25 protein-coding genes are annotated in these 26,553 nt (G+C 61.8%); 16 read left to right on the top strand and 9 right to left on the bottom strand.

From position 1 onward, the window contains the following. Positions 1-98: 98 nt before the first annotated feature. Entirely contained in the window at positions 99-1,019 is a 921-nt protein-coding gene (locus N2A98_RS23220; RefSeq protein ID WP_275622701.1) for a histone deacetylase, read from the bottom strand. A 76-nt stretch (positions 1,020-1,095) separates the two neighbouring features. On the opposite strand from N2A98_RS23220, the gene N2A98_RS23215 reads away from it, so the two are divergent. The 3 genes from N2A98_RS23215 to N2A98_RS23205 all read left to right on the top strand — a co-directional run bounded on the left by N2A98_RS23215 (position 1,096) and on the right by N2A98_RS23205 (position 3,278). Continuing rightward, on the top strand, positions 1,096-1,665 hold the full coding sequence (locus N2A98_RS23215; protein WP_014720044.1) for a GNAT family N-acetyltransferase: 570 nt from the start codon (positions 1,096-1,098) through the stop codon (positions 1,663-1,665). A 159-nt stretch (positions 1,666-1,824) separates the two neighbouring features. Further along, positions 1,825-2,694: an acyl-CoA thioesterase II gene (gene tesB / locus N2A98_RS23210; RefSeq protein WP_032895201.1), complete on the top strand. Its 870-nt coding sequence runs from the start codon at positions 1,825-1,827 to the stop codon at positions 2,692-2,694. Beyond that, on the top strand, positions 2,691-3,278 hold the full coding sequence (locus N2A98_RS23205) for an HAD family hydrolase (RefSeq protein ID WP_044268888.1): 588 nt from the start codon (positions 2,691-2,693) through the stop codon (positions 3,276-3,278). The genes tesB and N2A98_RS23205 overlap by 4 nt, the downstream gene beginning before the upstream one ends. Before the next feature lie 132 nt (positions 3,279-3,410). Here N2A98_RS23205 and N2A98_RS23200 read toward each other — a convergent pair whose 3' ends face one another. From N2A98_RS23200 to N2A98_RS23190, 3 genes are read right to left on the bottom strand one after another with little or no spacing between them, the layout of a single operon-like run. Further along, positions 3,411-4,385, bottom strand: a complete 975-nt coding sequence (locus tag N2A98_RS23200; RefSeq protein WP_275622700.1) for an alpha/beta hydrolase — start codon at positions 4,383-4,385, stop codon at positions 3,411-3,413. After that, positions 4,386-5,270 (bottom strand): neutral zinc metallopeptidase, encoded by an 885-nt coding sequence (locus tag N2A98_RS23195; RefSeq protein WP_275622699.1) that lies wholly within the window; start codon positions 5,268-5,270, stop codon positions 4,386-4,388. Positions 5,271-5,315: 45 nt separating this feature from the next. Then, entirely contained in the window at positions 5,316-5,729 is a 414-nt protein-coding gene (locus N2A98_RS23190) for a lipoprotein (RefSeq protein ID WP_044268883.1), read from the bottom strand. A 199-nt stretch (positions 5,730-5,928) separates the two neighbouring features. On the opposite strand from N2A98_RS23190, the gene N2A98_RS23185 reads away from it, so the two are divergent. Beyond that, on the top strand, positions 5,929-6,807 hold the full coding sequence (locus tag N2A98_RS23185; protein ID WP_003194370.1) for a DMT family transporter: 879 nt from the start codon (positions 5,929-5,931) through the stop codon (positions 6,805-6,807). Here the strand turns inward: N2A98_RS23185 and N2A98_RS23180 are convergent, their stop codons facing one another. After that, positions 6,808-8,142 carry an MFS transporter gene (locus N2A98_RS23180; RefSeq protein ID WP_003194368.1) on the bottom strand — a complete coding sequence of 445 codons (1,335 nt, stop codon included), beginning with the start codon at positions 8,140-8,142 and terminating at the stop codon, positions 6,808-6,810. Positions 8,143-8,368: 226 nt separating this feature from the next. Here N2A98_RS23180 and quiC point away from each other — a divergent pair, with 226 nt between their 5' ends. Next, positions 8,369-10,270 (top strand): 3-dehydroshikimate dehydratase QuiC, encoded by a 1,902-nt coding sequence (gene quiC, locus N2A98_RS23175; protein WP_275622698.1) that lies wholly within the window; start codon positions 8,369-8,371, stop codon positions 10,268-10,270. 77 nt (positions 10,271-10,347) lie between these two features. Continuing rightward, complete coding sequence (locus N2A98_RS23170) at positions 10,348-11,013, top strand: TetR/AcrR family transcriptional regulator (protein ID WP_014720036.1); 666 nt, start codon at positions 10,348-10,350, stop codon at positions 11,011-11,013. Positions 11,014-11,150: 137 nt separating this feature from the next. Here N2A98_RS23170 and N2A98_RS23165 read toward each other — a convergent pair whose 3' ends face one another. Both N2A98_RS23165 and aroQ read right to left on the bottom strand, forming a co-directional pair. Beyond that, positions 11,151-12,002 (bottom strand): shikimate dehydrogenase, encoded by an 852-nt coding sequence (locus tag N2A98_RS23165; RefSeq protein WP_164545354.1) that lies wholly within the window; start codon positions 12,000-12,002, stop codon positions 11,151-11,153. After that, on the bottom strand, positions 11,999-12,445 hold the full coding sequence (gene aroQ / locus N2A98_RS23160; RefSeq protein ID WP_275622697.1) for a type II 3-dehydroquinate dehydratase: 447 nt from the start codon (positions 12,443-12,445) through the stop codon (positions 11,999-12,001). Before aroQ ends, N2A98_RS23165 begins: the two co-directional genes overlap by 4 nt. A 206-nt stretch (positions 12,446-12,651) precedes the next feature. Here aroQ and N2A98_RS23155 point away from each other — a divergent pair, with 206 nt between their 5' ends. From N2A98_RS23155 to N2A98_RS23115, 9 genes are all read left to right on the top strand, one after another. Then, positions 12,652-13,173, top strand: a complete 522-nt coding sequence (locus tag N2A98_RS23155) for an RNA polymerase sigma factor (protein ID WP_003194359.1) — start codon at positions 12,652-12,654, stop codon at positions 13,171-13,173. 63 nt (positions 13,174-13,236) lie between these two features. Beyond that, complete coding sequence (locus N2A98_RS23150; RefSeq protein ID WP_044268872.1) at positions 13,237-14,235, top strand: FecR family protein; 999 nt, start codon at positions 13,237-13,239, stop codon at positions 14,233-14,235. Positions 14,236-14,434: 199 nt separating this feature from the next. Then, positions 14,435-17,089 carry a TonB-dependent receptor gene (locus tag N2A98_RS23145; RefSeq protein ID WP_275622696.1) on the top strand — a complete coding sequence of 885 codons (2,655 nt, stop codon included), beginning with the start codon at positions 14,435-14,437 and terminating at the stop codon, positions 17,087-17,089. 81 nt (positions 17,090-17,170) lie between these two features. Further along, positions 17,171-17,791, top strand: a complete 621-nt coding sequence (locus N2A98_RS23140; protein ID WP_003194354.1) for a heme acquisition protein HasA — start codon at positions 17,171-17,173, stop codon at positions 17,789-17,791. 170 nt (positions 17,792-17,961) lie between these two features. After that, on the top strand, positions 17,962-19,710 hold the full coding sequence (locus tag N2A98_RS23135) for a type I secretion system permease/ATPase (RefSeq protein ID WP_275622695.1): 1,749 nt from the start codon (positions 17,962-17,964) through the stop codon (positions 19,708-19,710). Then, on the top strand, positions 19,707-21,029 hold the full coding sequence (locus N2A98_RS23130; protein ID WP_044268854.1) for an HlyD family type I secretion periplasmic adaptor subunit: 1,323 nt from the start codon (positions 19,707-19,709) through the stop codon (positions 21,027-21,029). Before N2A98_RS23135 ends, N2A98_RS23130 begins: the two co-directional genes overlap by 4 nt. Further along, positions 21,026-22,354: a TolC family outer membrane protein gene (locus N2A98_RS23125; RefSeq protein WP_044268851.1), complete on the top strand. Its 1,329-nt coding sequence runs from the start codon at positions 21,026-21,028 to the stop codon at positions 22,352-22,354. Before N2A98_RS23130 ends, N2A98_RS23125 begins: the two co-directional genes overlap by 4 nt. Positions 22,355-22,488: 134 nt before the next feature. Continuing rightward, positions 22,489-22,917 (top strand): DUF4160 domain-containing protein, encoded by a 429-nt coding sequence (locus tag N2A98_RS23120; protein ID WP_275622694.1) that lies wholly within the window; start codon positions 22,489-22,491, stop codon positions 22,915-22,917. After that, positions 22,914-23,378, top strand: coding sequence for a DUF2442 domain-containing protein (locus N2A98_RS23115; RefSeq protein ID WP_275622693.1), 465 nt, complete (start codon positions 22,914-22,916; stop codon positions 23,376-23,378). The genes N2A98_RS23120 and N2A98_RS23115 overlap by 4 nt, the downstream gene beginning before the upstream one ends. A 114-nt stretch (positions 23,379-23,492) precedes the next feature. On the opposite strand, the gene trmA is transcribed toward N2A98_RS23115, so the two are convergent. Both trmA and N2A98_RS23105 read right to left on the bottom strand, forming a co-directional pair. Then, positions 23,493-24,572, bottom strand: coding sequence for a tRNA (uridine(54)-C5)-methyltransferase TrmA (gene trmA, locus N2A98_RS23110; protein ID WP_044268842.1), 1,080 nt, complete (start codon positions 24,570-24,572; stop codon positions 23,493-23,495). Further along, positions 24,569-25,864, bottom strand: a complete 1,296-nt coding sequence (locus N2A98_RS23105) for an NCS2 family permease (RefSeq protein ID WP_003194342.1) — start codon at positions 25,862-25,864, stop codon at positions 24,569-24,571. The genes trmA and N2A98_RS23105 overlap by 4 nt, the downstream gene beginning before the upstream one ends. A gap of 188 nt (positions 25,865-26,052) precedes the next feature. Here N2A98_RS23105 and N2A98_RS23100 point away from each other — a divergent pair, with 188 nt between their 5' ends. Further along, on the top strand, positions 26,053-26,499 hold the full coding sequence (locus N2A98_RS23100) for a DUF4879 domain-containing protein (RefSeq protein WP_275622692.1): 447 nt from the start codon (positions 26,053-26,055) through the stop codon (positions 26,497-26,499). Positions 26,500-26,553 lie beyond the last annotated feature (54 nt).

The following is a 26,553-nucleotide window of genomic DNA, read 5'->3' as shown; positions in this document are numbered from 1 at the left end:
TACACTTTCCTACAGGCCATACGGCCAAACGCTTGCAGCCGCTTACGCTCAAGTTATCCACAGGCCGTTCCACAGGCATTGTGGGTAACGCTCACACTTCAATGACAGCCTGATGACGTCCATACCCGTTGTGCGCTGTGGTGCAAGATGCCGTGGCGGCGGGCGAGGGCGGGGCGGTCCTTGCTGTAGCCGCCACCGATCACGCCCATCACTGGAATGTCGCGGCCCAGGCAGTGGCGCATCACGCTTTCATCACGGGCGGCGACGCCTTCGTCTGTCAGCTTGAGGTAACCAAGGGCGTCGTCCTTGTGCACATCCACGCCGGCGTCGTACAGCACCAGGTCTGGCTGGTAGAGCGGCAGCAGGTAGTTGAGCGCGTCATCCACCACCTCGAGGTAGTCCGCATCGCCCATGCCCATGGGCAGCGGGATATCCCAGTCGCTCTGGGCCTTGCGGGCCGGGAAGTTCTTTTCGCAATGCAGCGACACGGTGATGGCATCCGGCGTGTCGTGCAGGATGCGTGCAGTGCCGTCGCCCTGGTGCACGTCGCAATCGAAGATCAGCACACGATTGACCCGGCCGCTGGCCAACAGGTAATGGCTGATCACCGCCAGGTCATTAAAAATGCAGAAACCGGCCGGATAATCGTAATGGGCATGGTGGGTGCCGCCCGCCAAATGGCAGGCCAGGCCATGTTCCAGGGCCTGTTCAGCCGCCAGGATCGAGCCGCCCACCGCCCGCACCGTGCGCCGGGCCAGGGCTTCGCTCCAGGGCAGGCCGAGGCGGCGTTGGTCTTCGCGGGACAGTTCGCCGCCCATGTAGCGTTCGATATACCCAGGTTCATGGGCCAGGGCCAAAATGTCTGCCGGGCACAGCGACGGGCGCAGCAATTGGCTGTCTTCGGTGAGGCCGCTGTCCACCAGGTGGTCACGCAACAGGCGAAACTTGTCCATGGGGAACCGGTGGTCCGCCGGGAACTCAGGGCTGTAGTCTTCGTGGTAGATCAATGGCAAGGGCATGGGATTTTCTGACGGGAACCTGCGACGGATCTTAACAGCGCTGTACACTCACGCACATGGCAAGGCAGGGGGACCCATGGAGCCGATACTGGAATTGGAAAGTGCACGCTTGGTGCTGCGCCAATGGCGCGACAGCGACCTGCCGGACTTTGCGCGCATGTGCGCCGACCCGCAGGTGATGCGCTACTTCCCGGCGCAATTGAGCCACTTGGAAAGCGCGGCGCTGATCGGCCGGATACGCGGGCATTTTGCTGAATATGGCTTTGGTTTCTGGGCTTTGCAGCGCAAGGACACCGGTGAGTTTATCGGCCTGACGGGCCTTGCGAATGTCAGCTTCGAAGCCGGCTTTACCCCGGCGGTGGAAATCGGCTGGCGCCTGGCCCGTGAGCATTGGGGCCTGGGTTATGCCAGTGAGGCCGCCTGGACGGCGTTGCGCTGTGGTTTTGACCGCCTGCAACTGGACGAAATCCTGGCTTTCACCACCGAGAGCAATCTGCCCTCACAAAAAGTCATGCAGGCCATCGGTATGCATTACGATCCGCAGGCAGATTTTGAACACCCGAAAGTCGCAGCCGGTGACCCGCTGCGCCCTCATGTTTTATACCGCATCACCCGCGCCCAATGGTTGGACACGCTGCACGGATAAGCAGGCGGTCATGCTCAACAGAAACCTGTAGGAGCGAGCTTGCTCGCGAAGAACGCAAGAGCGCTGCGGTAAACCAGAAGCGCCGCGTCATCGTTAACGACCTTCGCGAGCAAGCTCGCTCCTACAGGTAGATACCGTTTTGCTTTGAGGAGAGTTTCAATGAGCCAAGTATTGGAAGATCTGGTGGACTTGCTGACCCTGGAGCCGATCGAGGAAAACCTCTTTCGCGGCCGCAGCCAGGACCTGGGCTTTCGCCAGTTGTTCGGCGGCCAAGTGCTCGGCCAGTCGCTGTCAGCGGCCAGCCAGACCGTAGACGAAGCGCGGCATGTGCATTCCCTGCACGGTTATTTCCTGCGCCCTGGCGATGCGGCCTTGCCGGTGGTGTATTCGGTAGACCGCGTGCGCGATGGCGGCAGTTTCAGCACGCGTCGTGTCACCGCGATTCAAAAGGGCAACCCGATCTTCACCTGCACGACCTCGTTCCAGTACGACGAAGAAGGCTTTGAGCACCAGACCACCATGCCGGTGGTAGTGGGCCCGGAAAACCTGCCGTCGGAGCTGGAGCTGACCCAGCAGCGTGCGCACCTGATCCCCGAGCACATGCGCGACAAGCTGCTGTGCCCCAAGCCCATCGAAGTGCGCCCGGTCACCGAAAAAGACCCGTTCAACCCGCAGCCGTCCGACCCGGTCAAGTACGTGTGGTTTCGTGCCGACGGGGCCTTGGCGGACACGCCGGCGCTGCATAAATACCTGTTGGCCTATGCCTCGGACTTCGGCCTGTTGACCACCTCGTTGCTGCCCCATGGCAAGACTGTGTGGCAGAAAGACATGCAGGTCGCCAGCCTCGATCACGCGCTGTGGTTCCACGCCGACCTGCGTGCCGATGACTGGTTGCTGTACGCCATGGACAGCCCGTGGGCCGGCAACTCCCGGGGTTTCTCCCGGGGCAGCGTGTACAACCGCGCCGGGCAACTGGTGGCGTCGGTGACCCAGGAAGGTTTGATCCGCCATCGCAAGGATTGGGCATGAGCCTCTGCGACGTTAAGCACTGGGTGTTCGACATGGACGGCACGCTCACGGTGGCGGTGCATGACTTTGCGGCTATCCGCGAGGCGCTGGACATTCCACCCGAAGACGACATCCTCACGCACTTGGCGGCCTTGCCGGCGCAGGAGGCCGCGGCCAAGCATGCCTGGTTGCTGGAGCACGAGCGCGAGCTGGCCCTGGGTTCGGTGGCGGCGCAGGGCGCGGTGGAGCTGGTACAGGAATTGGCCGCTCGCGGTTATCGCCTGGGCATCCTGACCCGCAATGCACGGGAGCTGGCGCATATCACCCTGGAGGCGATAGGCCTGGCGGACTGCTTTGCCATTGAGGATGTGCTGGGGCGCGATGATGCGCCGCACAAGCCGGATCCGGGTGGGTTACTGAAGCTGGCGGCGGCTTGGGACATATCACCCAACGAAATGGTGATGGTGGGGGATTATCGCTTTGACCTGGATTGTGGTCGGGCAGCGGGGGCCAAGACGGTGTTGGTGAACTTGCCGGAGAACCCGTGGCCGGAATTGGCGGATTGGCATGCCGAGGATTGTGCGGCGCTGCGCCGAATGATCTAACCCAGGCGACAGAGATCAAATGTGGGAGCTGGCTTGCCTGCGATAGCGGTGGGTCAGCTGACACTTTATCAACTGACAGTCCGTCATCGCAGGCAAGCCAGCTCCCACATTTTGATTAGGTTTCGTCAGTGATTACTGGGCGAACAGCACCTTTTCTCCCTCTGGCGAGGTAAACATCTTGTCCCCGTCATGCCCCACCCCCGGCACTTCTACCAGCCTGTGAGCCAACTGCGGATGCCGCTGCTTGAGGTAGTCAAAGTAGTTGTGCCCACGCATCAGCCGATACGCTCCCTGGGCCTCGGCTTCGCAGCTTTTATCCAGCGCCGGGTGGTTGGGGTCGGTGTCGTGCTGGCCCAGCAGGTAAGTGATATCCCGTGACACGTAGGCCTGTTCCAGTTGCTGGGCGCCTCGGTCACCCACGTAATCCGGCAGGTTTTGCATGCCGTACTTCCAGTCGTTGAAGCCTGGGCAACTGGTCGCATCGAACTTCACCGGGCGTTGCGGGCTGAAGTACGCATAGGACGACGGGTTAGCCACCACATACCGCAGGCGGATGCTTTCGGTGTTCAGCAGCGGGTGGTCGTGGCCGGTGAGGGCGAAGCGCTGCACCACTTGGCCACCGCCAGAATGCCCGGCAACCACGATTTCTTTCAGTGCCGGGAACAGTTTGCGGTTGCCCAAGTGCTTGATGATCTGGTCCAGAGCGCCATAAGAGCTGATCTGCCCTGGGCCGGTGGACGCGTCGCCGGCCATCCAGTCGTTGCCCTTCCAGCGCAAAACCTGATCATCCAGGTGGTTACGCTTCACGTCCGTTTGATTGAGAAACTGCGGCGCGATCACCAGCGTACTGCCGCCCGCCCCGGCATGCTCGGCGGCGTCGATGCCGCTTTGCAGGTAGGTTTGCGCATTGCGCAGGCGGCCATGCACGATGATCAATGCGCGCGTGACCTTGGGCAGCGGTTGGCGCCAATCCTGGCTCAGGCCCAGGCTGAGGTCGCCGGCCTCCAGATGAAAGCGATCGGGGCTGACCACCTTGACGCCGTGTTCGGCCGCGAAGGTGCAACAGGACACGAGCATACCCAGCAGTAACCCCAATCGTTTGATCATTTAGAGACTCTTGGCCGCGAAGGTATCGCATTGAGTGATCTGGCCCTGGGCGAAGCCGGTCTTGAACCAGCGCACGCGTTGGGCCGAGGTGCCGTGGGTGAAGGAGTCCGGTACCACGCGCCCCTGGCCCTGCTGCTGCAAACGGTCGTCGCCGATGGCATTGGCTGCGTTCAGGGCTTCTTCGATATCGCCGGGTTCCAGCCAGTTCAGGCGTTTTTGCGCATGGTTGGCCCACACGCCGGCAAAGCAGTCGGCTTGCAGTTCCTGGCGAACCAGCAGGCCACCGTCGCCTTCCATCTGCCGACCCTGTTGGCGCGCCGCCTGGATCTTGGACGAGATGCCCAGCAACGTTTGTACGTGGTGCCCGATTTCGTGGGCGATCACGTAGGCCTGGGCGAAGTCACCGGCGGCCTGGAAGCGTTGCGACATTTCCCGGAAAAAATCCAGGTCCAGGTACACCTGCTGGTCAGCCGGGCAGTAGAACGGGCCGCTGGCTGAGGTGGCGCCACCACAGGCTGAATTCACCCGGCCACGGAACAGGATCAGTTTCGGGTTCTTATACGCCAGCCCGTTTTGCTGGAACACTTGGCCCCAGGTGTCTTCGGTATCGCCCAGCACAGCGCGCACAAAGTCGGCTTGCTCATCGTTGGCCGGCGGTGCCTGACGCGGCTGGGTGCTGACCGACGGCGCCTGTTCCATCTGCCCGGTCAATTGGCCGAGGATCTGCATCGGGTCCTGGCCGGTCAGCCAGCCAATGCCGACGATCAGCACGATGGCCGTGAGGCTCAGGCCCTTGCCGCCGCCGAAGCGCATACCGCCGCCGCCGCCACTGTCATTACGGGCATCCACCACGTTGTCGCTGCGTCGGCCTTTTTTCCATAGCATGGGAGCAATCCTCTGTGTGCTAACCGTGATTGATTATGGTCGGTATTAACGGCAATAGCCTTCGCCAGTAGCAACGATCAGGCAGTCTTTTTTATCTGCCAGCCACTTCAAACCGGTGGCGGCGCCATCGCCAGCGCGCAACAGCTGCGGGCCGTCGGGGCGGGTGAAGGCGATGCCGTCGTCAGTGGCCTCACCTTTGAAGGTGCCAGCGTCATCGGCATCGAGGCCGTATTGCATGGTCAGCAGGTAGTGGCCGCGGCCAATGCTGTCGTCTTTGGCGATGGTCAGGTGCAAGCCTTCGACACCGACCCACTTGCCAACCCATTTATCGGTGGGCGGGGTCTCTGGCACCAGGGTCGCTTGCACGGAAGCGGGCGCGGGCTTGGGGGCTTCTTTCGGGGCTTTGTCGCAGGCAGCGAGCAGGGCGAGGGCAGACAGGGCAAAGAGGATTTTTTTCATAGCGGCAAGGCCTTGGTTAAAAAGTGTGCAACGCCGGGGCGAGCGTGCAGCGTTGGACTCGGATCCATCGATTTAGTGCGCTGTTCGCCCGGTGTTTGGTTATGCTCTTGGGGCAGACTCCGGCCCGGCTGCTAGATTACCGGGTTGAGCGCTACTTGGTTCAGTGCTCAGCGTCCCGCTCGCCACACAAGAGAATTCAATGACTGTCAGTACCCCGCTCTCCGGCGTCAACCATCCGTTCAAAGGCATCCTGCTGATTGTGCTGGCGACGTTTCTGTTCTCCAGCCACGACGCCTTGTCCAAATACCTGGCCGGGTTTTACCCGATCGTGATGGTGGTGTGGGCGCGGTACATGGTGCACACCTTGCTGATGGCTGGGATCTTCCTGCCGCAATCGGGCCTGCGTGTGTTGCGCAGCAAGCGGCCGGGCATGCAAGTGGTGCGGGCGTTATGCCTGTTGGGCACCAGCCTGTTCTTCACCACGGCGCTGCATTACATCCCGTTGGCCGAAGCTACAGCGGTAAACTTCCTGGCGCCGATCCTGGTGACTGCGCTGTCGGTACCGTTGCTCGGTGAGCACGTGACCCGTGGCCAGTGGCTGGCGGTGATCTGCGGGTTTATCGGCGTGGTGATCATCATCCACCCCGGCGGCGAGCTGTTTACCCCGGCAGTGTTGCTGCCGCTGTGCTCGGCGCTGTTCTTCTGCTTCTACCAGTTGCTCACGCGCATCCTCAGCCAATACGACAGCCCCACCACCAGCAACTTCTTCGCCGGCCTGTGCAACACCTTGGTGATGAGTGCGATGGTGCCGTTCTTCTGGCAAGTGCCGACGCTGTGGCACGCGGTGATGATGCTGGCGCTGGGCACCTGCGGGATGACCGCGCACCTGATGCTCACCCAGGCGTTCCGCTTCGCGGCGCCGGCCTTGCTGGCGCCGTTTGGCTATTGCCAGATCGTATTCGCGGGGTTGTTGGGCTGGCTGGTGTTCAGCCATACCCCCGATATGACCACGGTGGTGGGTATCGGGGTGATCTGCATGAGCGGGTTGGCCGCTGCCTGGCAGCAGCGGCGGCGTTAGTTAAACGTCTACCGTGGGGATCTTGCGCGGCGCCATGAAGTACATCCACACCAGTGCGATGAAATACATCGCCGGGATCAGGGTGAACAAGATCGTGTAGTTGTTGTTGGTTACCGTGAGGATGTGGCCGACGATCTGGGTCATGAACATGCCGCCGATGGCCGCGCACATGCCGCCGAAGCCGAACACCGTGCTCATCATGTGCTTGGGCGTGTAGTCCATCACCAGGCTCCAGATGTTGGCGGTCCAGGCCTGGTGCGCGCCGATGGCCAGGGAGATGGCAAACACCGCGACCCATAGCTGGCTGGAACCGGCCGCCATGATCACGCCGACGATGCAGCAGGCGAACAGCAGCATCGACAACAGCCGCGCCTTGATCGAGTTCATCCCACGGCCAATCAGGAATGACGACAGGATCCCGCCGCCCACGCTGCCAAAGTCGGCGGTGAGGTAAATGATGATCAGCGGAATGCCCATCTGCGTCACGTTGATGCCCAGGTTGTATTGCTGGTTCAAGAACGGCGGCAGCCAATACAGGTAGAACCAGAATACCGGCGCGGTCAGCGAGTAGGCGAGGGCGAAGGCCCAGGTGCCGCGCATGCGCAGGATGCGGCTGAACGGCACACGGGGTTGTTCCGGTTCGACTTCCTGTTGCACGTAGTCCAATTCGGATTGTTTAACGGTGGGGTGGTCTTCCGGGTTGTAGTACTTCAAGCCCCAGAGCACCAGCCAGATACCGCCAAGTGCCGACATGCACAGGAACGCTGCCTGCCAGCCCCACACGTGCAGGATCAACGGCAGCAGCATGGGCGTCATCATTGCGCCGACGTTGGTGCCAGCGTTGAAGATGCCGGTGGCCACTGCACGTTCACCCGCCGGGAACCACAAGCGTGTGGTCTTGACGCAGGCCGGGTAGTTGGCGGCTTCGGTCAGCCCGAGGATAAACCGGCAGACCATAAAGCCGACCGCCGAGGTGGCCAGGCCATGGGCGCCGGTGGCCAGGCTCCACAGCAGCACGGCGCAGAAGAACACGCGTTTGACGCCAACCCGGTCAATCAAGCGGCCTTGCAGCACAAAGCCGATGGCGTAGCCGACCTGGAACCAGAAGTTGATGTTGGCGTAGTCCATCGCCGTCCAGCTCATTTCCTTGGCGAGGATCGGTTGCATCACGCCCAGGGCGGCGCGGTCGATGTAGTTCAAGGTGGTGGCGAAGAACACCAGGGCCAGCATGCCCCAGCGCGTTTTACCCACGGCCAGGGCACCGCGGATCTTGTCGCCGATACCGGCGTGCGGGTTGCCCGGGCGCGCGGCCAGGGCTGGATTTTGCAGAGGCATGAGGTTTGTACCCGTTTTTTGAAATTCTTATGGTGTGTTCTGGGTCTTTGTTACGTGAACGAATTGCCCGGTCGATGGTGCGCAGTGGTTAAAAAGTCGTCAATTCGCCAAAGGGGCTTAGTGTTCGATAATCGCACCAAAAACTAACCGGTTCGTACATTTTAATTGCTGCCTGTAGGCTAGGGGCGAATAATTTGCCACAAACAACAATTGCCGGGAGTCTTCCATGCAACGTTCTATTGCCACTGTGTCCTTGAGCGGCACCCTGCCGGAAAAACTCGAAGCCATTGCCGCCGCCGGGTTTGATGGGGTGGAGATCTTTGAGAACGACTTGTTGTATTACGACGGCAGCCCGCGCGAGGTTAGGCAGATGTGCGCCGACCTGGGCATCGCCATCACTCTGTTCCAGCCGTTTCGCGATTTCGAAGGCTGCCGCCGCGATCGCCTGGCGCGCAACCTGGAGCGCGCCGAACGCAAATTCGATTTGATGCAAGAGCTAGGCACCGACCTGGTGCTGGTGTGCAGTAACGCCTCGGCCGACAGCGTGGGCGACGAACGTATTCTGCTCGATGACCTGAGCCTGCTGGCCGAACACGCGGGCAAGCGCGGCCTGCGCATCGGCTATGAAGCCCTGGCCTGGGGCAAGCATGTGAACACCTGGCAGCAGGTGTGGAACCTGGTGCGCCAAGTCGACCACCCAAGCCTCGGTGTGTTGCTCGACAGCTTCCACACCTTGTCGCTCAAGGGCGACCCGAGTGCCATCGCGCAGATCCCCGGCGACAAGATTTTCTTCGTGCAGATGGCCGACGCACCGATCCTGGCCATGGATGTGCTGGAGTGGAGCCGGCATTTCCGTTGCTTCCCAGGCCAGGGCGAATTTGACCTGGCGGGCTTTCTCGCGCCGATCATCAAAAGTGGCTACAGCGGGCCCTTGTCCCTGGAAATTTTCAACGATGGTTTCCGCGCCGCGCCCACCCGCGCGAATGCGGCGGACGGCTTGCGCTCGTTGCTGTACCTGGAAGAGAAAACCCGCCAGCGCCTGGCGCAGGAAGCACCCGCTGCGCCGGTGGACATCCTGTTTGAAACCCCGGCGGCCAGCGAGTACGACGGGATCGAATTCCTTGAATTTGCCGTGAATGAAAGCCTCGGCGCCAAGCTGAGCAATTGGCTGGAGCGCCTGGGCTTCGCCAAGGCCGGCCAGCATCGCTCGAAGAATGTAAGCCTGCTGCGCCAGGGTGATATCAACCTGATCCTCAACTGCGAACCCTATTCCTTCGCCCATAACTTTTTCGAGGCCCATGGCCCGTCGTTGTGCGCCACGGCGGTGCGGGTCAAGGACAGTGCCAAGGCCCTGGAGCGGGCGGTGGCCTACAAGGGCCAGCCTTATCGCGGCTTGGTCGGCCCCAACGAGCTGGAATTGGCCGCCGTGCGTGCACCGGATGGCAGCCTGATTTACCTGGTCGACCCCAGCGAAGGCGGGCTGTACGACACCGATTTCAACCTGCAGGCGGCCACACCCGCCAGCGGCGGCTTGTTGCGCATCGACCACATGGCCATGGCCTTGCCGGCCGACAGCCTCGACAGTTGGGTGTTGTTCTACAAAAGCCTGCTGGATTTCGAAGCCGACGATGAAGTGGTGTTGCCCGACCCTTACGGCCTGGTGAAAAGCCGTGCATTGCGCAGCCGCTGCAGCTCTATTCGCCTGCCGCTGAACATCTCCGAAAACCGCAACACCGCGATTTCCCACGCGCTCTCCAGCTATCGCGGTTCGGGCGTGCACCATATTGCGTTTGATTGCGCGGACATTTTTGCGCAAGTACGCCGGGCCAAGGAAGCCGGTGTGCCGCTGCTGGATATCCCACTCAATTACTACGACGACCTGGCGGCGCGCTTCGATTTTGACGATGAGTTCCTCAGCGAGCTGGCGTACTACAACGTGCTGTACGACCGCGACGCCCAGGGCGGTGAGCTGTTTCATGTGTACACCGAGCCGTTCGAAGGGCGGTTTTTCTTCGAGATCATCCAGCGCAAGCACGGCTATGCCGGCTACGGCGCGGCCAACGTGGCGGTGCGTCTGGCGGCGATGGCCAAGTCACGCAGCGGTGCGGTGCGCCAGGCCCGTTTATAAGGGCAGGGTGGGTGCTTCCTTCGGGGAGCGCCGCGGCCCATAATCAGCGCCTGCACAACAATGGCCGTGAGCGCACCATGACCTCGAGTCCCGATCTCCCCGCGGTAGCTGACGCACCGCGCAAGAGTCGCAAGAACAATCCGGAAAAGACCCGCGAAAATATTCTGCAAGAAGCCATTGTCGAGTTTGTTCAGCAGGGCCTGGCCGGCGCTCGTGTGGACGCCATCGCCGAGCGCATCCATACCTCCAAGCGCATGATCTATTACTACTTCGGCAGCAAGGAGCAGCTATACGTCGAAGTGCTGGAGAAGCTCTACGGCGATATCCGCAACACCGAAACGCGCATGAACCTCACGGCTCTGGAGCCGCGTGAGGCGATTCGCCGGTTGGTGGAGTTCACCTTCGATCACCACGACCAGAACGTGGATTTCGTGCGCATCGTCAGCATCGAAAATATCCACAACGCCGAGTACGTCAAGCGCACCGAGACCATCAAGGCGATGAACAGCAAAATCCTGGAAGGGCTGGGGGAGACCTTGCGCCGCGGGGCTGAGTTGGGGCTGTTTCGCGAAGGGCTGGAGCCGCTGGATGTGCACTTGCTGATCAACTCGTTCAGCTTTTATCGGGTGTCCAACCGGCACACCTTCAGCGAGATTTTCCAGATCGAGCTGTCGGATGAGGCGATCAAGCAGCGCCATCGGGAGATGATTTGCGAGTCGGTGCTGCGCTACCTGCAAGCCTGAGAACACCCAACTCCCAAGGAAGAAATGCAATCCATGTGGGAGCGGGCTTGCTCGCGAATGCGGTGGATCAGTTACCCCAGCTTTAACTGACGCACCGCATTCGCGAGCAAGCCCGCTCCCACATACCTCCCACATGTCTAAGCATTCATGCTCTGGAAATGCGCCAGCATCCTGTCTGCATCCGCCACTTCACCGCTGAACAACTCAAACGCCTTCACCGCCTGAAACACCGCCATATTGCCGCCATCCAACGTACGGCAACCCAAGGCGCGAGCGTCACGCAGCAGTTGGGTTTCCAGCGGGAAGTACACGATCTCCGCTACCCACAATTCGGCCCGCAACAACGCCGCTGGCACCGGCGTGCCGGGCAGCTTGGCCATGCCCATCGGCGTGGTGTTCACCAGGCCATCGGCCTCGGCCATGGCGTTTTCCAGGTGGCTGCCGACTTGAGCGCTACCGGCACCGAACTGCCGGGCAAGGTTATCCACAAGGTCCTGGGCGCGGGTGCGGTCGACGTCGAAGATGCTCAACTGCTCCACACCTTCTGCCAACAGTGCATGGGCCACCGCCGCGCCCGCGCCACCGGCGCCCATCTGCACCACGCGTTGGCGCGGCACGTTGTGCAAGTTGCGCCGAAAGCCTTCGGCGAACCCCAGGCAGTCGGTGTTATGGCCAATGCGCTTGCCATCCTTGAGCACCACCGTATTGACCGCGCCAATGCCCCGGGCCTCATCGGAGAGTTCATCGAGCAGCGGCAGGATCGCCTGCTTGCACGGGTAAGTAATGTTCAGCCCGGTGAAGTGCATCAGCTCGGCGGCCCGCAATAGTTCCGGCAGGGCGTTGAGGTCCAGGTGCAGCGGCTCCAGGTCGATCAGGCGATACAAGTAACGCAAGCCCTGGGCGTCGCCTTCCTGTTCATGCAGTGCCGGGGTACGTGAGGCCTGGATGCCGGCGCCGATCAGGCCGGCGAGAATGCGTGGTTTCATCAGGTGCGTCCCTTCAGCGTATGGCTGAAATGTTCCAGGGCCAGGTGGTAGCCATGGCTGCCAAACCCGGCCAGCACGGCCTTGGCAATCGGTGACACAAACGAGTGATGACGAAAGGCTTCACGGGCATGCACGTTGGATAAATGCACTTCGATCACCGGCACTTCACTGGCTACCAGGGCATCACGGATCGCGACTGAGGTGTGGGTCCAGGCCGCCGGGTTGATCACGATACCGGCGCAGCGGTTGCGGGCGCCGTGGATCCAGTCGAGCAATTCGCCCTCGTGGTTGGTCTGGCGAAACTCGATGGTCAGCCCGAGTTTGTCGGCGCTGCGCCCACACAGGGCGGCAATGTCGGCCAGGGTTTCATGGCCATAAGTGGCAGGCTCGCGGGTGCCGAGCAGGTTGAGGTTGGGGCCGTTGAGCACCAGCACGATGGGCGGCATAGAGGCTTCTCCACAGTTCTTATTGGTTGTGGAGTCAAAATGTACTGGTTGGTTAATTTGGTCAATGGATGGCAGCGGATCTGTTCGGTGATCGAACGTTTAATCAAGGCAAACGCTCGGCTCAATCGGATTAGATATCAATTGAAAACCATTCTCGACAACGCTTAAGATGCCCGCCTGTTTCCTTAACATTCCAGGGAGTCGGTTTGTCGGACGTGGATCTCAAGGGCCTGTTTCTCAAGCACGCTGATACGCTGCGCGGGTATCTGGCCCGCAGAGTACGGGACCCGCAGTTGGCCGCAGACCTGGTGCAGGAGAGCTTCCTGCGCCTGGCAGAAAAACCGGCCGGTGAGCGTATCGACAACTCCCAGGGCTATCTCTATCGAACGGCGAGCAATCTGCTGATCGACCATATTCGCCAGGAAGCACGGCGCAAGACCGACACCGTGCCCCACGAGGCGCTGGCCGAGATTGAAGATGACGTGGCCGGGTTGGAGGCTCAGGCAATGGCGCAGCAACAGCGGCAGGCATTGAAGCAGGCGCTTTCGGAATTGCCGGCGCGCACCCAGCAGATTTTCCGCTTGAACCGTATCGAAGGCATGACCCACGCTCAGGTCGCCCGGCATCTGGACATCAGCGACAGCAGCGTGCAAAAGCATCTGGCCAAGGCCCTGGCCTATGTGATGCAGCGCTTGCAGGAAGGCGAGGTGACGCCATCCGACGAATGAATTACCGAAAAACGCCAGGCCAGACGTCACAGCGTCTATATAACGAGAATTCGAGATTCACACGTGAATAGCCAGGGACCGCAACAGCACAGCATTACCGAGGCGGCCGCCGAGTGGGCGGTGCGCCTGCACGCCGGTGCCTTGAGCGAACAGGAACAAGCCGAACTGCGCCAGTGGATCGCCCGCGACAGCCGCCACGAAGCGGCCCTGCGGTTTGCCGAGCAGACCTGGGCGGCGCTGGGCGAGGTGCACAAGGACGAGGGTGTACACAGGCAGCGCCCGCCCGCGCCCGCTATACCCTTGCGCCGCGCCAAACGTCGAAGGCCGTGGCAACGTGCGGCCGCCGTGGCGCTGGTGCTGGTGGCGGCGGGCATCGGCTGGGTACGCGGGCCGGATGCCTTGCTGCGCTTGCAGGCCGACTACGTCACCCACAAAGGCGAAGTGCGCACGGTGCACCTTGCCGATGGCAGCGTGGTGGAGCTGGATTCCGATAGCGCCATTCGCCTTGAGTACGACGGCGTACAGCGCGGCGTCAACCTGCTCCAGGGCTCGGCGATTTTTCAGGTGGCGCCGATGGCCGGCGAAGAAACCCGACCGTTCGTGGTGCACAGTGCCGGCGGCCAGACCCGGGCGCTGGGCACACGGTTTGTGGTCGAACGTGAGCGCGAGAGCCAGGCCTGGGTGGGCGTGCTGCAGCACAGCGTCGAAGTGTCAGTGCCGGCGTCACCCAGAAACGGCCCTGCCGAGCAGGTCCTGCAACCGGGCCAGGCTGCGCGCTACAGTCCCCAGGACGGGGTGGTCAGCCTGGATCAGTTTGATGTGGATCGCGCCACCAGTTGGCACCGTGGTGTGTTGATCTTCGACCGGCAGCCGCTGGCCAAGGTCATCGAGCAACTCAACCGTTACCGCCCCGGGCGGGTGGTGTTGGCTAACGCGGACCTGGGCGAGCGCGAAGTCAGCGGCGTCTTCCGCCTGGACATGCTCGACAGCGCCCTGGCCACCCTGACCCAAGAGCTTCAAGTGCAACGCGTGGAGCTGGCTGGCCTCAGCCTGATCTACTGACCTTCCCGCGTTAAAAACCGATGCCCCTGTAGGCGCGAGCTCGCTCGCGAAAATACCAGGGCACCGCGTTTTCGTTGACGTTCTTCGCGAGCAAGCTCGCTCCTGCAAAAAATATTACTGACTTCCCGCGCCTCGCACGTCTTGCTAGGTGAGAAGTATTCGCATAAACAAAAAATGCTCAGCGCAGGGATCACCACCAATGTCAGCACTCACCAAGGGGCGTACCACCGGCAGCCGCTTAGCCCTGGCCATTCACCTGGGGTTGTTCACCGTGGCCGTACCGGCCTATGCGCAGCCTCCAGCTGCCACGGCTCAGTCCGCCGTGTTGACGTTCGATATCCCTGCGCAATCCCTCGGCAGTGCGGTGCTGGCGTTCGCTGACCAGGCCGGCCTGCAAGTGCTGTTCGACAGCCAGCGTCTGCACGGGCTGAGCAGCACCGCGCTCAAGGGGCGATTTGACGTGCAGGAAGGCCTGGGCCGCCTGCTGGGTGCCGCCCCGGTGGAGTATCGCTTTACCGGCGATCGCCAGGTCACCCTCACCCGGGTCGAGCAACAGGCCGGTGCCCTGGCCTTGGCCACCACCACGGTCACCGGCCTGCACCCGCAGGATTGGGTGTATTCAACTCCGCGCGCGGTGAGTGTGGTGGGGCGCGAACAACTGGACCGCAACCCGCCACGCCATGCCGCCGAGATGCTCGAAGAGGCGCCAGGCGTCTATTCCGCCGTCAGCCAGCAAGACCCTGGCCTGTCGGTGAATATTCGCGGTATCCAGGACTATGGCCGGGTCAATATGTCGGTCGATGGCATGCGCCAGAATTACCAGCAAAGTGGTCACCAGCAACGCAATGGCACGCTGTATGTCGACCCGGAGTTGCTGTCCGAGGTGGTGATCGAAAAGGGCGCGACCTCCACCCAGGGCGGTGCGGGGGTGATTGGCGGGGTGGCGAACTTCCGCACGCTTGAAGCCGCTGACCTGCTCAAGGATGGCAAGCAAATCGGCGGGCGCATTCGGCTCACCTCGGGGCTGGGTGGGCGCAGCAACGGCACGCACTTTATCGGCAGTTCGGCGTTTGCGGTGGGCACCGATGTCTGGGACATGCTGGTGGCCGCCAGCGAGCGTCACCTCGGTGATTACAACCCCGGTACCCGGGGCAGCATTGGCGAGTTGCGTACTGGCGCGGCGTACATGCCGGCGAGTGAGGAGCGGATCAAAAACACCACCGTTGCCTATTCGGGCTCGGTGATGCGTTCACGCTTGCTCAAGCTGGGGCTCAATCTTCCGGTTGAGCAGCGCCTGCAACTGAGCTACCTGGTCACCGAGGTCGACTACGACGACGTCAATATGATGACCGCCGAAAAGCCCCAGTTATGGGAAAAGCTAGGCAGCAGCAACGTCAAGGCGCAGAACTTCGCGCTCGATTACAGCTATGCGCCAGACAACCCGCTGATCGACTTCAAGGCCAAGCTCTACCATGTGGATACCCGCAACGACCAATCCACCCTGGCCCGGGGTATCAGCAAGGCTTACGACGTCACCTATCAAACCAATACCTACGGCGCGCAGGCGCAGAACATCTCGACCTTTGCCCTTACGGAGCTGACCACCCTCAAGGCCAACTATGGGTTGGAATTTTTCTACGACAAGGTCCGGCCGGACTCCAACCAGGGGGTAGAGGCTGGCTCGGCGCTGACGGCTTCGGCGGCAGAGAGCATCACGCCCAAAGGTGATCGCGCCATGGGCAGCCTGTTCGGGCGCCTGGACTTCGACTACGACGGTTGGCTGAACCTCAACGCCGGCTTGCGTTATGACCGTTATCGGCTGCGCGGCGATACCGGCTTGAACACCCGTACCTTCATCATTGGCACCACTCGCCAGATCAGTGTGCCCACCACTTATGACGTGGATCGCGAGGAGGGCCGTTTTTCGCCGACGTTTGGCTTGTCGGTCAAGCCGGGTGTGGAGTGGCTGCAACTCTTCGCCACCTATGGCAAGGGTTGGCGCCCGCCGGCTGTGACCGAAACCATGGTCAGCGGCCGGCCCCACGGCGGCGGTTCGGAGTCGATTTTCCCCAACCCTTACCTGAAGCCGGAGCGGTCCACGGCGTGGGAAGTCGGCTTCAATGTGCTCAAGGAAGACCTGCTGTTTTCCGATGATCGCATGGGCATGAAGGTGTCCTACTTCAACACCCGGGTCGATGACTTTTCCTATATGGCCCTGGGCGTGCAGCCGCCGGGTTATGGCAACGTCAATATCGGCAGTGCGGCCTATGTGAACAACCTGGAGACCACGCGTTTTCGGGGGCTTGAATACCAACTCGATTACGACGCCGGTTTTGCCTACGGCCAGTTCAACTACACGCGCATGCTTGGCAGCAATCAGTTCTGCAGCAAAACCGCGTGGCTGGGCGGCGTGACCAAGACCCAGAAACGCCCGGGTAACCGTGCCCCGGTGGACGCGATGGTGCCGGACGACGCAGCCAATGCCGGCGTGGGTTGCAGCGCGATCCTCGGCTCCTCCGAACACATGCCCATGGACCGCGGCACCGCCACGCTGGGCGCGCGGTTCTTTGAACGCAAGCTGGACGTGGGTGTGCGTGCCCGCTACAGCGCCGGCTACTACGTCAAGGGCGCCGCCGGGATAACCACCTCGCAAACCGGCGTCTACCCCGCTGACTGGAAGCCCTACACCGTCTACGACCTGTATGGCAGCTACCGCGCCACCGACCAATTGACCCTGCGCCTGGCCATGGAAAACGTCACCGACCGCGCCTACCTGGTGCCGCTCGGGGATGTGCTGGCCTTCACCCTGGGCCGTGGGCGCACCGTGCAGGGCACCGTTGAATATCAGTTCTGACCGCTTTTGCCCAGTGACGGGCAAAACCACAGCAGGCACCGGCTTGCTGGGGAGTGACCACCCAATGACTTGGAGTTTTGCATGAGCATTTCTATTTCATACAGCACGACCTACGCCGCCAGCACCGTCGCCCAATACCTGAACGACTGGTCGGCTTACTTTGGTGATCTCAACCACCGTGAAGGTTCGGTGAAAGAGGGTGTGAACACCGGTGGTTTCAACCCGGGACCGTTCGATGGCACCCAATATGGCGTGACAAGCAGCGTCAGCGATGCGGCAGTGGTGGCTGAAGGCAGCCTGCATTACACCCTGTTCAATCCGCCGACCCACACGCTGTGGGGTTCGCTCGACGGCCTGACCCTGGGCGATACCCTCGCCGGCGGCGCGAGCAGCGGTGGCTACACCATCGCCAACCAGGAAGTCAGCTTCACCAACCTGGGCCTGTCGAGCCTGCAATCCGAAGGCCGCGATGGCCAGGTGCACAAAATCGTGTACGGCCTGATGAGTGGCGACAGTTCGGCGCTGGCCTCGGCCATCGACACCCTGCTCAAGGGCATCGACCCAAGCCTGTCGGTCAACTCCACCTTCGATCAACTGGCCGCTGCCGGTGTGGCCCATCAGGAGCCGGCTGCATTTGCAGCTGCCGATGTGGGCCTGGTGGGTATTCAGGACGCGCCGCACGACTTCGCCCTGGCCGCCTGATGCAAAAAAGCCGATGAAAGATCGCTCTTTCATCGGCCTTGCTCGAACACCGTCGCCGCCCGAGTGCTTGCAGGCCAGGGCGGCGGCGGCTGCAAATTCTGTGGGCGCGCCACAGGTGCTGTCAACGCACCGGGCGGGCCCTTGCTTGACTCTTCAATGGGATGCCCTTCATGACTCGGCCCGGTGCCAAGCGCGCGAATGAGATGCTGGCTGCACTCACCGCCTATAAAAGCGCCTTCTTCAACATTGGCCTGTTCTCGGCGGTGATCAACCTGCTGATGCTGGCCCCGGCGCTTTACATGTTGCAGGTGTACGACCGCGTATTGGCCTCGGGCAACCAGATGACCCTGCTGATGCTGACGCTGATGATCCTCGGCCTCTTCGGCTTGATGGGCGCGCTGGAGTGGGTGCGCAGCCAGGTGGTGATTCGCCTCGGTACGCAGATGGACATGCGCTTGAACCAGCGTGTATTCGACGCCGCCTATGAAGCCCAACTCAAGGGTGGCACCCAAGCGGCGGGCCAGGCCCTGCACGACCTGACCACCTTGCGCCAGTTCGCCACTGGCCAGGCGTTGTTCGCCTTTTTCGATGCGCCGTGGTTTCCGGTGTACCTGCTGGTGATCTTCCTGTTCCACCCCTGGCTGGGCCTGCTGGCATTGGGTGGGGCGTTGCTTCTGATCGCATTGGCCTGGGCTAATCATTATGTCAGCCAGGCACCGATGGCCCTGGCCAGCCAACTGTCGATCAGCGCCAGCCAGCAGGCCACGGCCAACCTGCGCAACGCCGACACCATTGAAGCCATGGGCATGCTCGCCACCTTGCGCGGGCGTTGGTTCAGCCAGCACCAGGCGTTTCTGGTGCAGCAGAACCTGGCCAGTGAAAAGACTGCGGTGGTCACGGCCTGGTCCAAGGGCGTACGCCTGGCCCTGCAATCGCTGGTGCTGGGCCTGGGCGCCTGGTTGGCGGTCAACGGCGACATAACGCCGGGGATGATGATTGCCGGCTCGATCCTGATGGGACGTGTGCTCAGCCCCATCGACCAGTTAATCGGCGTGTGGAAACAATGGGGTTCGGCGCGCCTGGCCTATGAGCGCTTGTCGTTGATGCTGCAGGACAACCCGGCGCGGCCGGTGCGCATGAGCCTGCCCGTGCCCAAGGGCCAGGTGAGCGTGGAGCAGATCAGCGCCTGCGCGCCCGGCAGCCGACGTCTGGCGTTGGCAAACCTGGGTTTCAGCCTGCCGGCGGGGGATGTACTCGGTGTTATCGGCCCGTCGGGGTGCGGCAAGTCCACCCTGGCGCGGGTGCTGGTGGGGGCCTGGGCACCCTTGGCCGGCAAGGTGCGCCTTGATGGCGCCGACCTGGCCCTGTGGGACAAGCAACAACTCGGCCCGCATATCGGTTACCTGCCCCAGGACATCCAGTTATTCGCCGGTAGCATCGCGCAGAACATCGCGCGTTTTGAAGCGGTGGAGGCCGACACCGTCCTCGCCGCCGCGCAAATGGCCGGCGTGCATGAATTGATTCTGCAACTGCCCCAGGGCTACGACACGCAACTGGGGGAGGGCGGCGCGGGCTTGTCCGGCGGGCAAAAGCAGCGGGTGGCCCTGGCGCGTGCGCTGTATGGGTTACCGGCACTGATCGTGCTGGACGAGCCGAACGCCAACCTCGACGAAGTGGGCGAACAGGCGTTGCTGCAGGCGATCACCCAGCTCAAGCAGCAGCGCCGCACCTTGATCCTGATTACCCACAAACCCAACGTGCTGAGCCTCACCGACCAGTTGCTGATCCTCAAGGATGGCCAGATGCAAGCGTTCGGCCCCACAGCGCGAGTGCTGGAGGCGCGGCAAAAAACTGCGGCAAACAAACCGGTCTCGACCATGAGCATGAGCTACCGCCTCGGTGCAGGAAAACCCGCATGAGCCAGAGCAAGCCCATTTTGCTCAGTGACCCGTCTAACGTGCTGGCGCTGGATGACAAAAAATACTCACGCCTGGGTTGGTGGCTGGTGCTCGGCGGCTTTGCCGGGTTCCTCGGCTGGGCGGCGCTGGCGCCGTTGGACAAGGGCGTGGCGGTGCCGGGCAAGGTCATGGTGTCGGGGCATCGCAAGACGGTGCAGCACCCATCGGGCGGGATCGTCGAGCGTATCCAGGTGCGTGACGGTGACCGGGTCAGCGCGGGCCAGGTGTTGTTGCGGTTGAAGCAAACCCCGTTGCGCGGGCAGATGCAGTCATTGCGCAGCCAATACCTGGCGTCGTTGGCCAGCGAAGCGCGCTTGAGTGCCGAGAGTGAAGGCTTGCAGACCATTGTGTTCAGCCCCGAGCTGCTGGCCGATCCCGACGCCGCGAACACCCTGAGCCTGCAACGCCAGCTATTCAACAGCCGTGCCCAGGCACTGGCTACCGAACAGGCGGGCCTGCGTGAAACTATCGCTGGCTTTGAAGCGCAGTTGCGCGGCACGCGGGCCTCCCAGGCAAGCAAGGTTTTGCAGCGCGCGGCGTTGAATGAGCAGCTTCAGGGGCTGCGCGAGTTGGCGCGTGAGGGTTATATCCCGCGCAATCGCCTGCTCGACAGCGAGCGGCTGTACGCGCAAATCGACGGTGCCATCGCTGAGGATTTTGGCCGTATCGGCCAGTTGCAGCGCCAGGTACTGGAACTGCGCCTGCGCATCCGCCAGCTCGGCGAGGACTTTCAGAAAGACCTGCGCAGCCAGTTGGCCGAGACCCGCACCCGCAGCGACGACTTGCGCAATCGCCTGGCCTCTGCCGAATTCGAACTGGCCAACAGCCTGGTCCGCGCACCGGCGTCTGGCGTGGTGGTGGGGTTGCAGGTGTACACCGAAGGCGGGGTGATCCAGCCCGGCCAGACGCTGATGGACATCGTGCCCGAAGGCGAGCCACTGCTGGTGGAAGCACGGGTGCCGGTGCAGATGATCGACAAGGTGCACCCAGGCTTGCCGGTTGAATTGATGTTCTCGGCGTTCAACCAGTCCACCACGCCACGGGTGGCGGGCGAAGTCACCTTGGTCTCGGCAGACCGCCAGGTCGATGAGCGCACCGATGAGCCGTATTACACGCTGCGGGCCCAGGTCAGCGCGGCGGGTATGCAACAACTGGACGGCGTGCAGATCCGTCCGGGGATGCCGGTGGAAACCTTCGTCAAGACCGGCGAGCGCTCGATGCTCAACTACCTGTTCAAACCTTTGCTGGACCGCACCCATATGGCCCTGGTGGAAGAATGAAGGCGTTGTTGTTCACCCTCTGTTTAAGCTGCACACCGACGGCGTATGCCCTGGGTTTGTTGGACGTTTATGATTTGGCGCTGCGCAACGACCCGACCTTTCAGGCGGCGATTCAGGAGCGCGAGGCCGGTGAAGAAAACCGCGTGATCGGTCGGGCCGCATTGCTGCCTAACCTGTCATGGAGCTACAACAATTCGCGCAATGAGTCTGAAGTGACCCAGAGCACGGCAATCGGAAATGTCAGCAGCGACCGCAATTACCGCAGCTACGCCTCGGCCCTGACCTTGCAGCAACCGTTGCTTGATTACGAAGCCTATGCGCGTTTTCGCCAAGGCACCGCCCAGGCGTTGATGGCCGACGAGCGCTTTCGCGGCAAGAGCCAGGAACTGGCCGTGCGGGTGCTGAGCGCCTACAGCCAGGCATTGCTGGCACAAGAGCGCATCGCGTTGAGCCGTGCCCAGAAACGTGCGTTTGCCGAGCGCCTGCAACTCAATGATCGCCTGCTCAAAGGCGGTGAGGGCACGCGGACCGATGTGCTCGAAACCCAGGCGCGCCTGAGCCTGGCCCAGGCCGAAGAAATCGAAGCCATGGATGCCCAGGACAGTGCCTTGCGTGAGCTGGAAGCCATTGTCGGCCAGCCGCTGCACATCGAAGAGCTGGCGCCCCTGGCGCGTCAATTCGAGATCGCGCCGCTTGAGCCCCATCGTTTTGAAACCTGGCGTGAACTGGCCATGGCCAATAACCCCGAACTCAAGTCCCAGCACCACGCGCTTGACGTGGCCTCGTATGAGGTGGAGCGCAAGCGCGCCGGGCACCTGCCCAAGGTCAGTCTGTACGCGACCAGTCGCAAAACCAGTTCCGATTCAGAAAGCAGCTACAACCAGAAGTACGACACCAACAGCGTCGGCATCCAGGTCAGCCTGCCGCTGTTTGCCGGTGGCTCGGTCTCGGCCTCCACCCGTCAGGCGGCTAACCAACTGTCTCAGGCCCAATACGAGCTGGACGCGCAAACCGCTGCGACCTTGGTGGAGTTGCGCAAGCAATTCAACCTCAACACCAGCGGCGCGGCCAAGGTGCGCGCCTATGAAATGGCAGTGAGTTCCGCCACGGCGCTGGTGAGCGCCACGAAGAAAAGCGTCAGTGGCGGCGAGCGGGTCAACCTCGACGTGCTCGACGCCGAGCAGCAACTGTTCACCGCCCGCCGCGACCTGGCCAATGCGCGTCATGCGTACCTGCTGGCGCGCATTCAGTTGAAGTATTACGCGGGGTTGCTGAGCGAGCAGGACTTGCGGGCGTTGGCCGGGTATTTCCAACCCTCGGCATGAGTGGTTACAACCCGGCATTCGCCGGGTTTTTTATGGTTACTAATCTGTGAAACAGCTTCGGGAATAGGAGCCGGTTGTCGGGTGGCAGAGGGAAATTGTTACCTGGCGGAAAATAACCTAACGGATGGGTTACGATGAGAGTAGGTGCTTACAAAGGCTATGTCATTTCGGTGTTTATCAGGGATGAGCATTGCCCGCCCCATGTGCATGTCAGGGGCAAGGGATGGGATGCGCGGTTTCGTTTCAGTTTCCTGGATGGGGAAGTTGAGTTGTGGGACGTAGAGCCTGAACGGAGGCGGCCACCCATAGCACTTCTGAAAGAGATACGCGGGGCGATCATGCAGCGGCACTACTTGGCGCGGGCACGCAGGATCTGGTGGGAAAAACTGCAGACGGTTTGCCTGGAGAATCATTCCTGGAATTGGGACGCTGGCGAGTTGGTCCCCGGGTTGGTCATTCGACAAGGTGTCTACGTCATCGCGAGCGCCAGGCACGACGTCGTAGCGCAACGGACAATTTTGAATCTGGTAAGAGCGCCAGATTGCGTGGGGATTAATTTATGAAAATCATAAAAGCCAAAGTCACACCTTATGTACCTCTCACTGAAGCCGACGTTGACAAGGCAATCGCCCGTGGGCGCAAGTTGAAACGTCTGTACGCCAACGCCAGCAACGTGCGTTATGAAAACGACAGCCTCTCCATTGGCTTCAGCGATGGCAGCCGCGTCGTGTTGCCGGTGGCTGGCCTGCCGGAGTTCGAAGGGTTTTCAGCGGAGGATTTCCAGCAGTTGGAAGTGACGTTCGGTGGCAAGGCGATTAGCTGTGAGGCGCAGGACCTGGATGTTTCCATCACTGGCCTGATCGCTACAAGCAAGCCGCTGATGGACCTGGCAACCAGCCTGGTAGCATCGCGCAATGGTCGCAAAAGCAGCGCGGCCAAGACCGCAGCGGCCCGGGCCAATGGCAAGAAGGGTGGCCGGCCACGCAAGGAAGTACCGGATACCCCAGATACAACAGACACTTGAATAAACGGTAGGAGCGAGCTTGCTCGCGAAAAACCCACAGGCACCGCGTTCATCCAGGAAGCACGCGTTATCGTTGACGTTTTTCGCGAGCAAGCTCGCGCCTACCTTGCAGGTTTATCGGCGGGTCAGCAACACACCCGATTCCATATGGTGCGTCCACGGGAACTGGTCAAACATTGCACACTGGGTAATCCGGTGCGTGTCGTGCAGTTGCGCGATGTTCGCCGCCAGCGTCTCCGGGTTGCAGGAGATGTACAGGATGTTGTCGAAGCGCCGGGTCAGCTCGCAGGTGTCCGGGTCCATGCCAGCGCGGGGCGGGTCGACGAAGACGCTACCGAACTCGTAGCTTTTCAGGTCGATGCCGTGCAGGCGGCGGAACGGGCGCACTTCATTCAGGGCTTGGGTGAGTTCTTCGGCGGAGAGGCGCACCAGGGTGACGTTATCCACGCCATTCTCATCCAGGTTGCTCAGGGCCGCATTCACCGAGGTCTTGCTGATCTCGGTGGCCAGCACCTTGCGCACGCGGGTCGCCAGCGGCAAGGTGAAGTTGCCGTTGCCGCAATACAGCTCCAGCAAATCGTCCGGGCGGTCGCCCAGCGCTTCATAGGCCCAGTTGAGCATCTTCTGGTTCACCGTGCCGTTGGGCTGGGTGAACGCGCCTTCGGGTTGGCGGTAGCTGAAGGTGCGGCCACCGACGTCGAGTTTTTCCACCACATAGTCATGGCCGATCACATCGCGCTTGCCCTTGGAGCGACCGATGATGCTTACATTCAGCTCAGCGGCCAATTTGTTCGCGGCGGTGTGCCAATGCTCATCCAGCGGGCGGTGATAACACAGGGTGATCATCGCGTCGCCGGCCAGGGTGGTGAGGAACTCCACCTGGAACAGCTTGTGGCTCAGGGCGGCACTGGCTTGCCAGGCGGCCTTGAGTTGCGGCATCAACTGGTTGATGCGCTGGCTGGCGATGGGGAATTCTTCGATGAGGATCGGCGTGCGCTTGTCCTCCTGGGAGAACATCGCGTAGTGGCGCTCGCCGCCTTCGCGCCACAGGCGGAACTCCGCACGCAGGCGAAAGTGCTGCAGCGGCGAGTCGAAGACCTGCGGCTCGGGCGCGTCGAACGGTGCCAGCAGGTCACGCAGGCGCGTGACCTTGTCTTGCAGTTGAGCGGTGTAGCTTGCGGCGTCAAAAGTCATGCGTTGAACCAGCCCAGCTTGATCACAAACAGGATCGACAGGATCACCAGTGCCGGGTTCAGCTCACGGTAGCGGCCCGAAAGCAGCTTGATGGCGGTCCAGGCGATGAAACCGAAGGCGATGCCGTTGGCGATGGAGTAAGTGAAGGGCATCGCCAGGGCGGTGATCACCACCGGCGCTGCCACCGTAATGTCGTCCCAGTCGATTTCGGCCAGGCCTTGGCTCATCAACACCGCCACAAACAGCAAGGCTGGCGCGGTGGCGTAGGCCGGCACGCTGGCGGCCAGTGGCGAGAAGAACAGCGCCAGCAAAAACAGGATCGCGACCACGATGGCGGTCAAGCCGGTGCGGCCACCGGCGCTCACGCCTGCGGCCGATTCGATGTAGCTGGTGGTGGTCGAGGTACCCAGCAGGGAACCGGCCATGGCAGCGGTACTGTCGGCAATCAGCGCACGGCCCATTTTCGGCATATGGCCGTCCTTGCCCATCAGGCCGGCGCGCTTGGCGACGCCGATCAGGGTGCCGGAGTTGTCGAACAGGTCAACGAACAGGAAGGCGAAGATCACGCTGACCAAGCCGATGTCCAGCGCGCCCTTGATGTCCAGCTGCAGGAAGGTCGGGGCCAGAGACGGCGGTACCGAAGTCACGCCGATGAACGGCGTGAAGCCCAGGACGATGGAGGCGACGGTCACCGCCAGGATGCCGATCAGCACCGCGCCGCGTACGGCCAGGGCTTCCAGCGCGACGATCAGCACGAAACCCAGGGTGGCCAGGATCGGCGCCGGTTGTTTCAGGTCGCCCAGGCCCACCATGGTGGCCGGGTTGCTCACCACGATACCGGCGTTATGCAGGGCGATCAGCGCCAGGAACAGGCCGATGCCGGCGGCAATCGCCGAGCGCAGGGGCAGGGGGATGGCGTTGATGATCCACTCACGAATGCGGAAGATCGACAGCAGGAAGAACAACACCGCCGAAATGAATACCGCGCCCAGCGCCACCTGCCAGGTGTGGCCCATGTGCAAGACCACGGTGTAGGTGAAGAACGCGTTGAGGCCCATGCCCGGTGCCAGGGCAATCGGGTAGTTGGCGATCAGGCCCATCACGGTCGAACCAATGGCCGCCGCCAGGCAGGTGGCGACAAACACCGCGCCCTTGTCCATGCCGGTCTCGCCGAGGATGCTCGGGTTTACGAACAGGATGTAGGCCATGGCCAGGAAGGTGGTGATCCCCGCGAGAATCTCGGTGCGCACATTGGTGTTGTGGGCTTTGAGTTGAAACAGCTTTTCCAGCATGCCGGCTCCCTGTGACGCTAGTGTGCGTCGTGATTTGTTGACCTCTAAGTCAAAGCACAAACTGCGCCAAGCGCTTGTGGATTCAGAGAGGATCGGAAAAAGCGGCGCATCATACCAGCAGCCGAGGCTGTGTGGCGCATGGGCTTGAGGCATACTGCGCCGACGTTCAACAGCCGGTCATCGACAGCATGAAAAAAGCCAACCCGTGGAGTCTAGCTCTGATCGCCAGTATCGGCCTGTGGCTGGGTGCGGCACCGGCGTGGGGCGCGACTGCACCGGCCTTGAGCGAGGTGCGGGTGTTCAAGGTGGAATCGGCCAAGTGCAGCGAAGCGATCCCGGAGCGGGTCAACACCACCCAGATGTGCGAGCACCGCGGGCCCACCAAGGTTTCAGTGATGGAGGTCGGCTTGGGCAACAATCCCATCGGTCAATTCAATGGCGCGGTACTCAACGGCCAGCGCACGGCGGTCTGCCAGGTCGGCAACATCAGTGAGGCGTGCAACGGCGTGGGCACCTTGATGGGCTACATCTATGTGTTCGACCTGAACGTCCAGGCCCAGGGCTGGTTCGAATTCACCAATACCTCGATCAACCCGCCGCAAAACACCCTGAAAGCCCAGCTCAATATCCGCTGATCAATCATCTTGAACGCTCAAAACACCCGGAAGTCGTACCCCTAAGACGGCGAT

It is taken from the genome of Pseudomonas sp. FJ2-5-13, assembly GCF_029201605.1.
GTDB lineage: Bacteria > Pseudomonadota > Gammaproteobacteria > Pseudomonadales > Pseudomonadaceae > Aquipseudomonas > Aquipseudomonas lactis.
The sequence above is the reverse complement of the archived record's forward strand: the minus strand, read 5'-3'. Positions and strand labels throughout refer to the sequence as shown.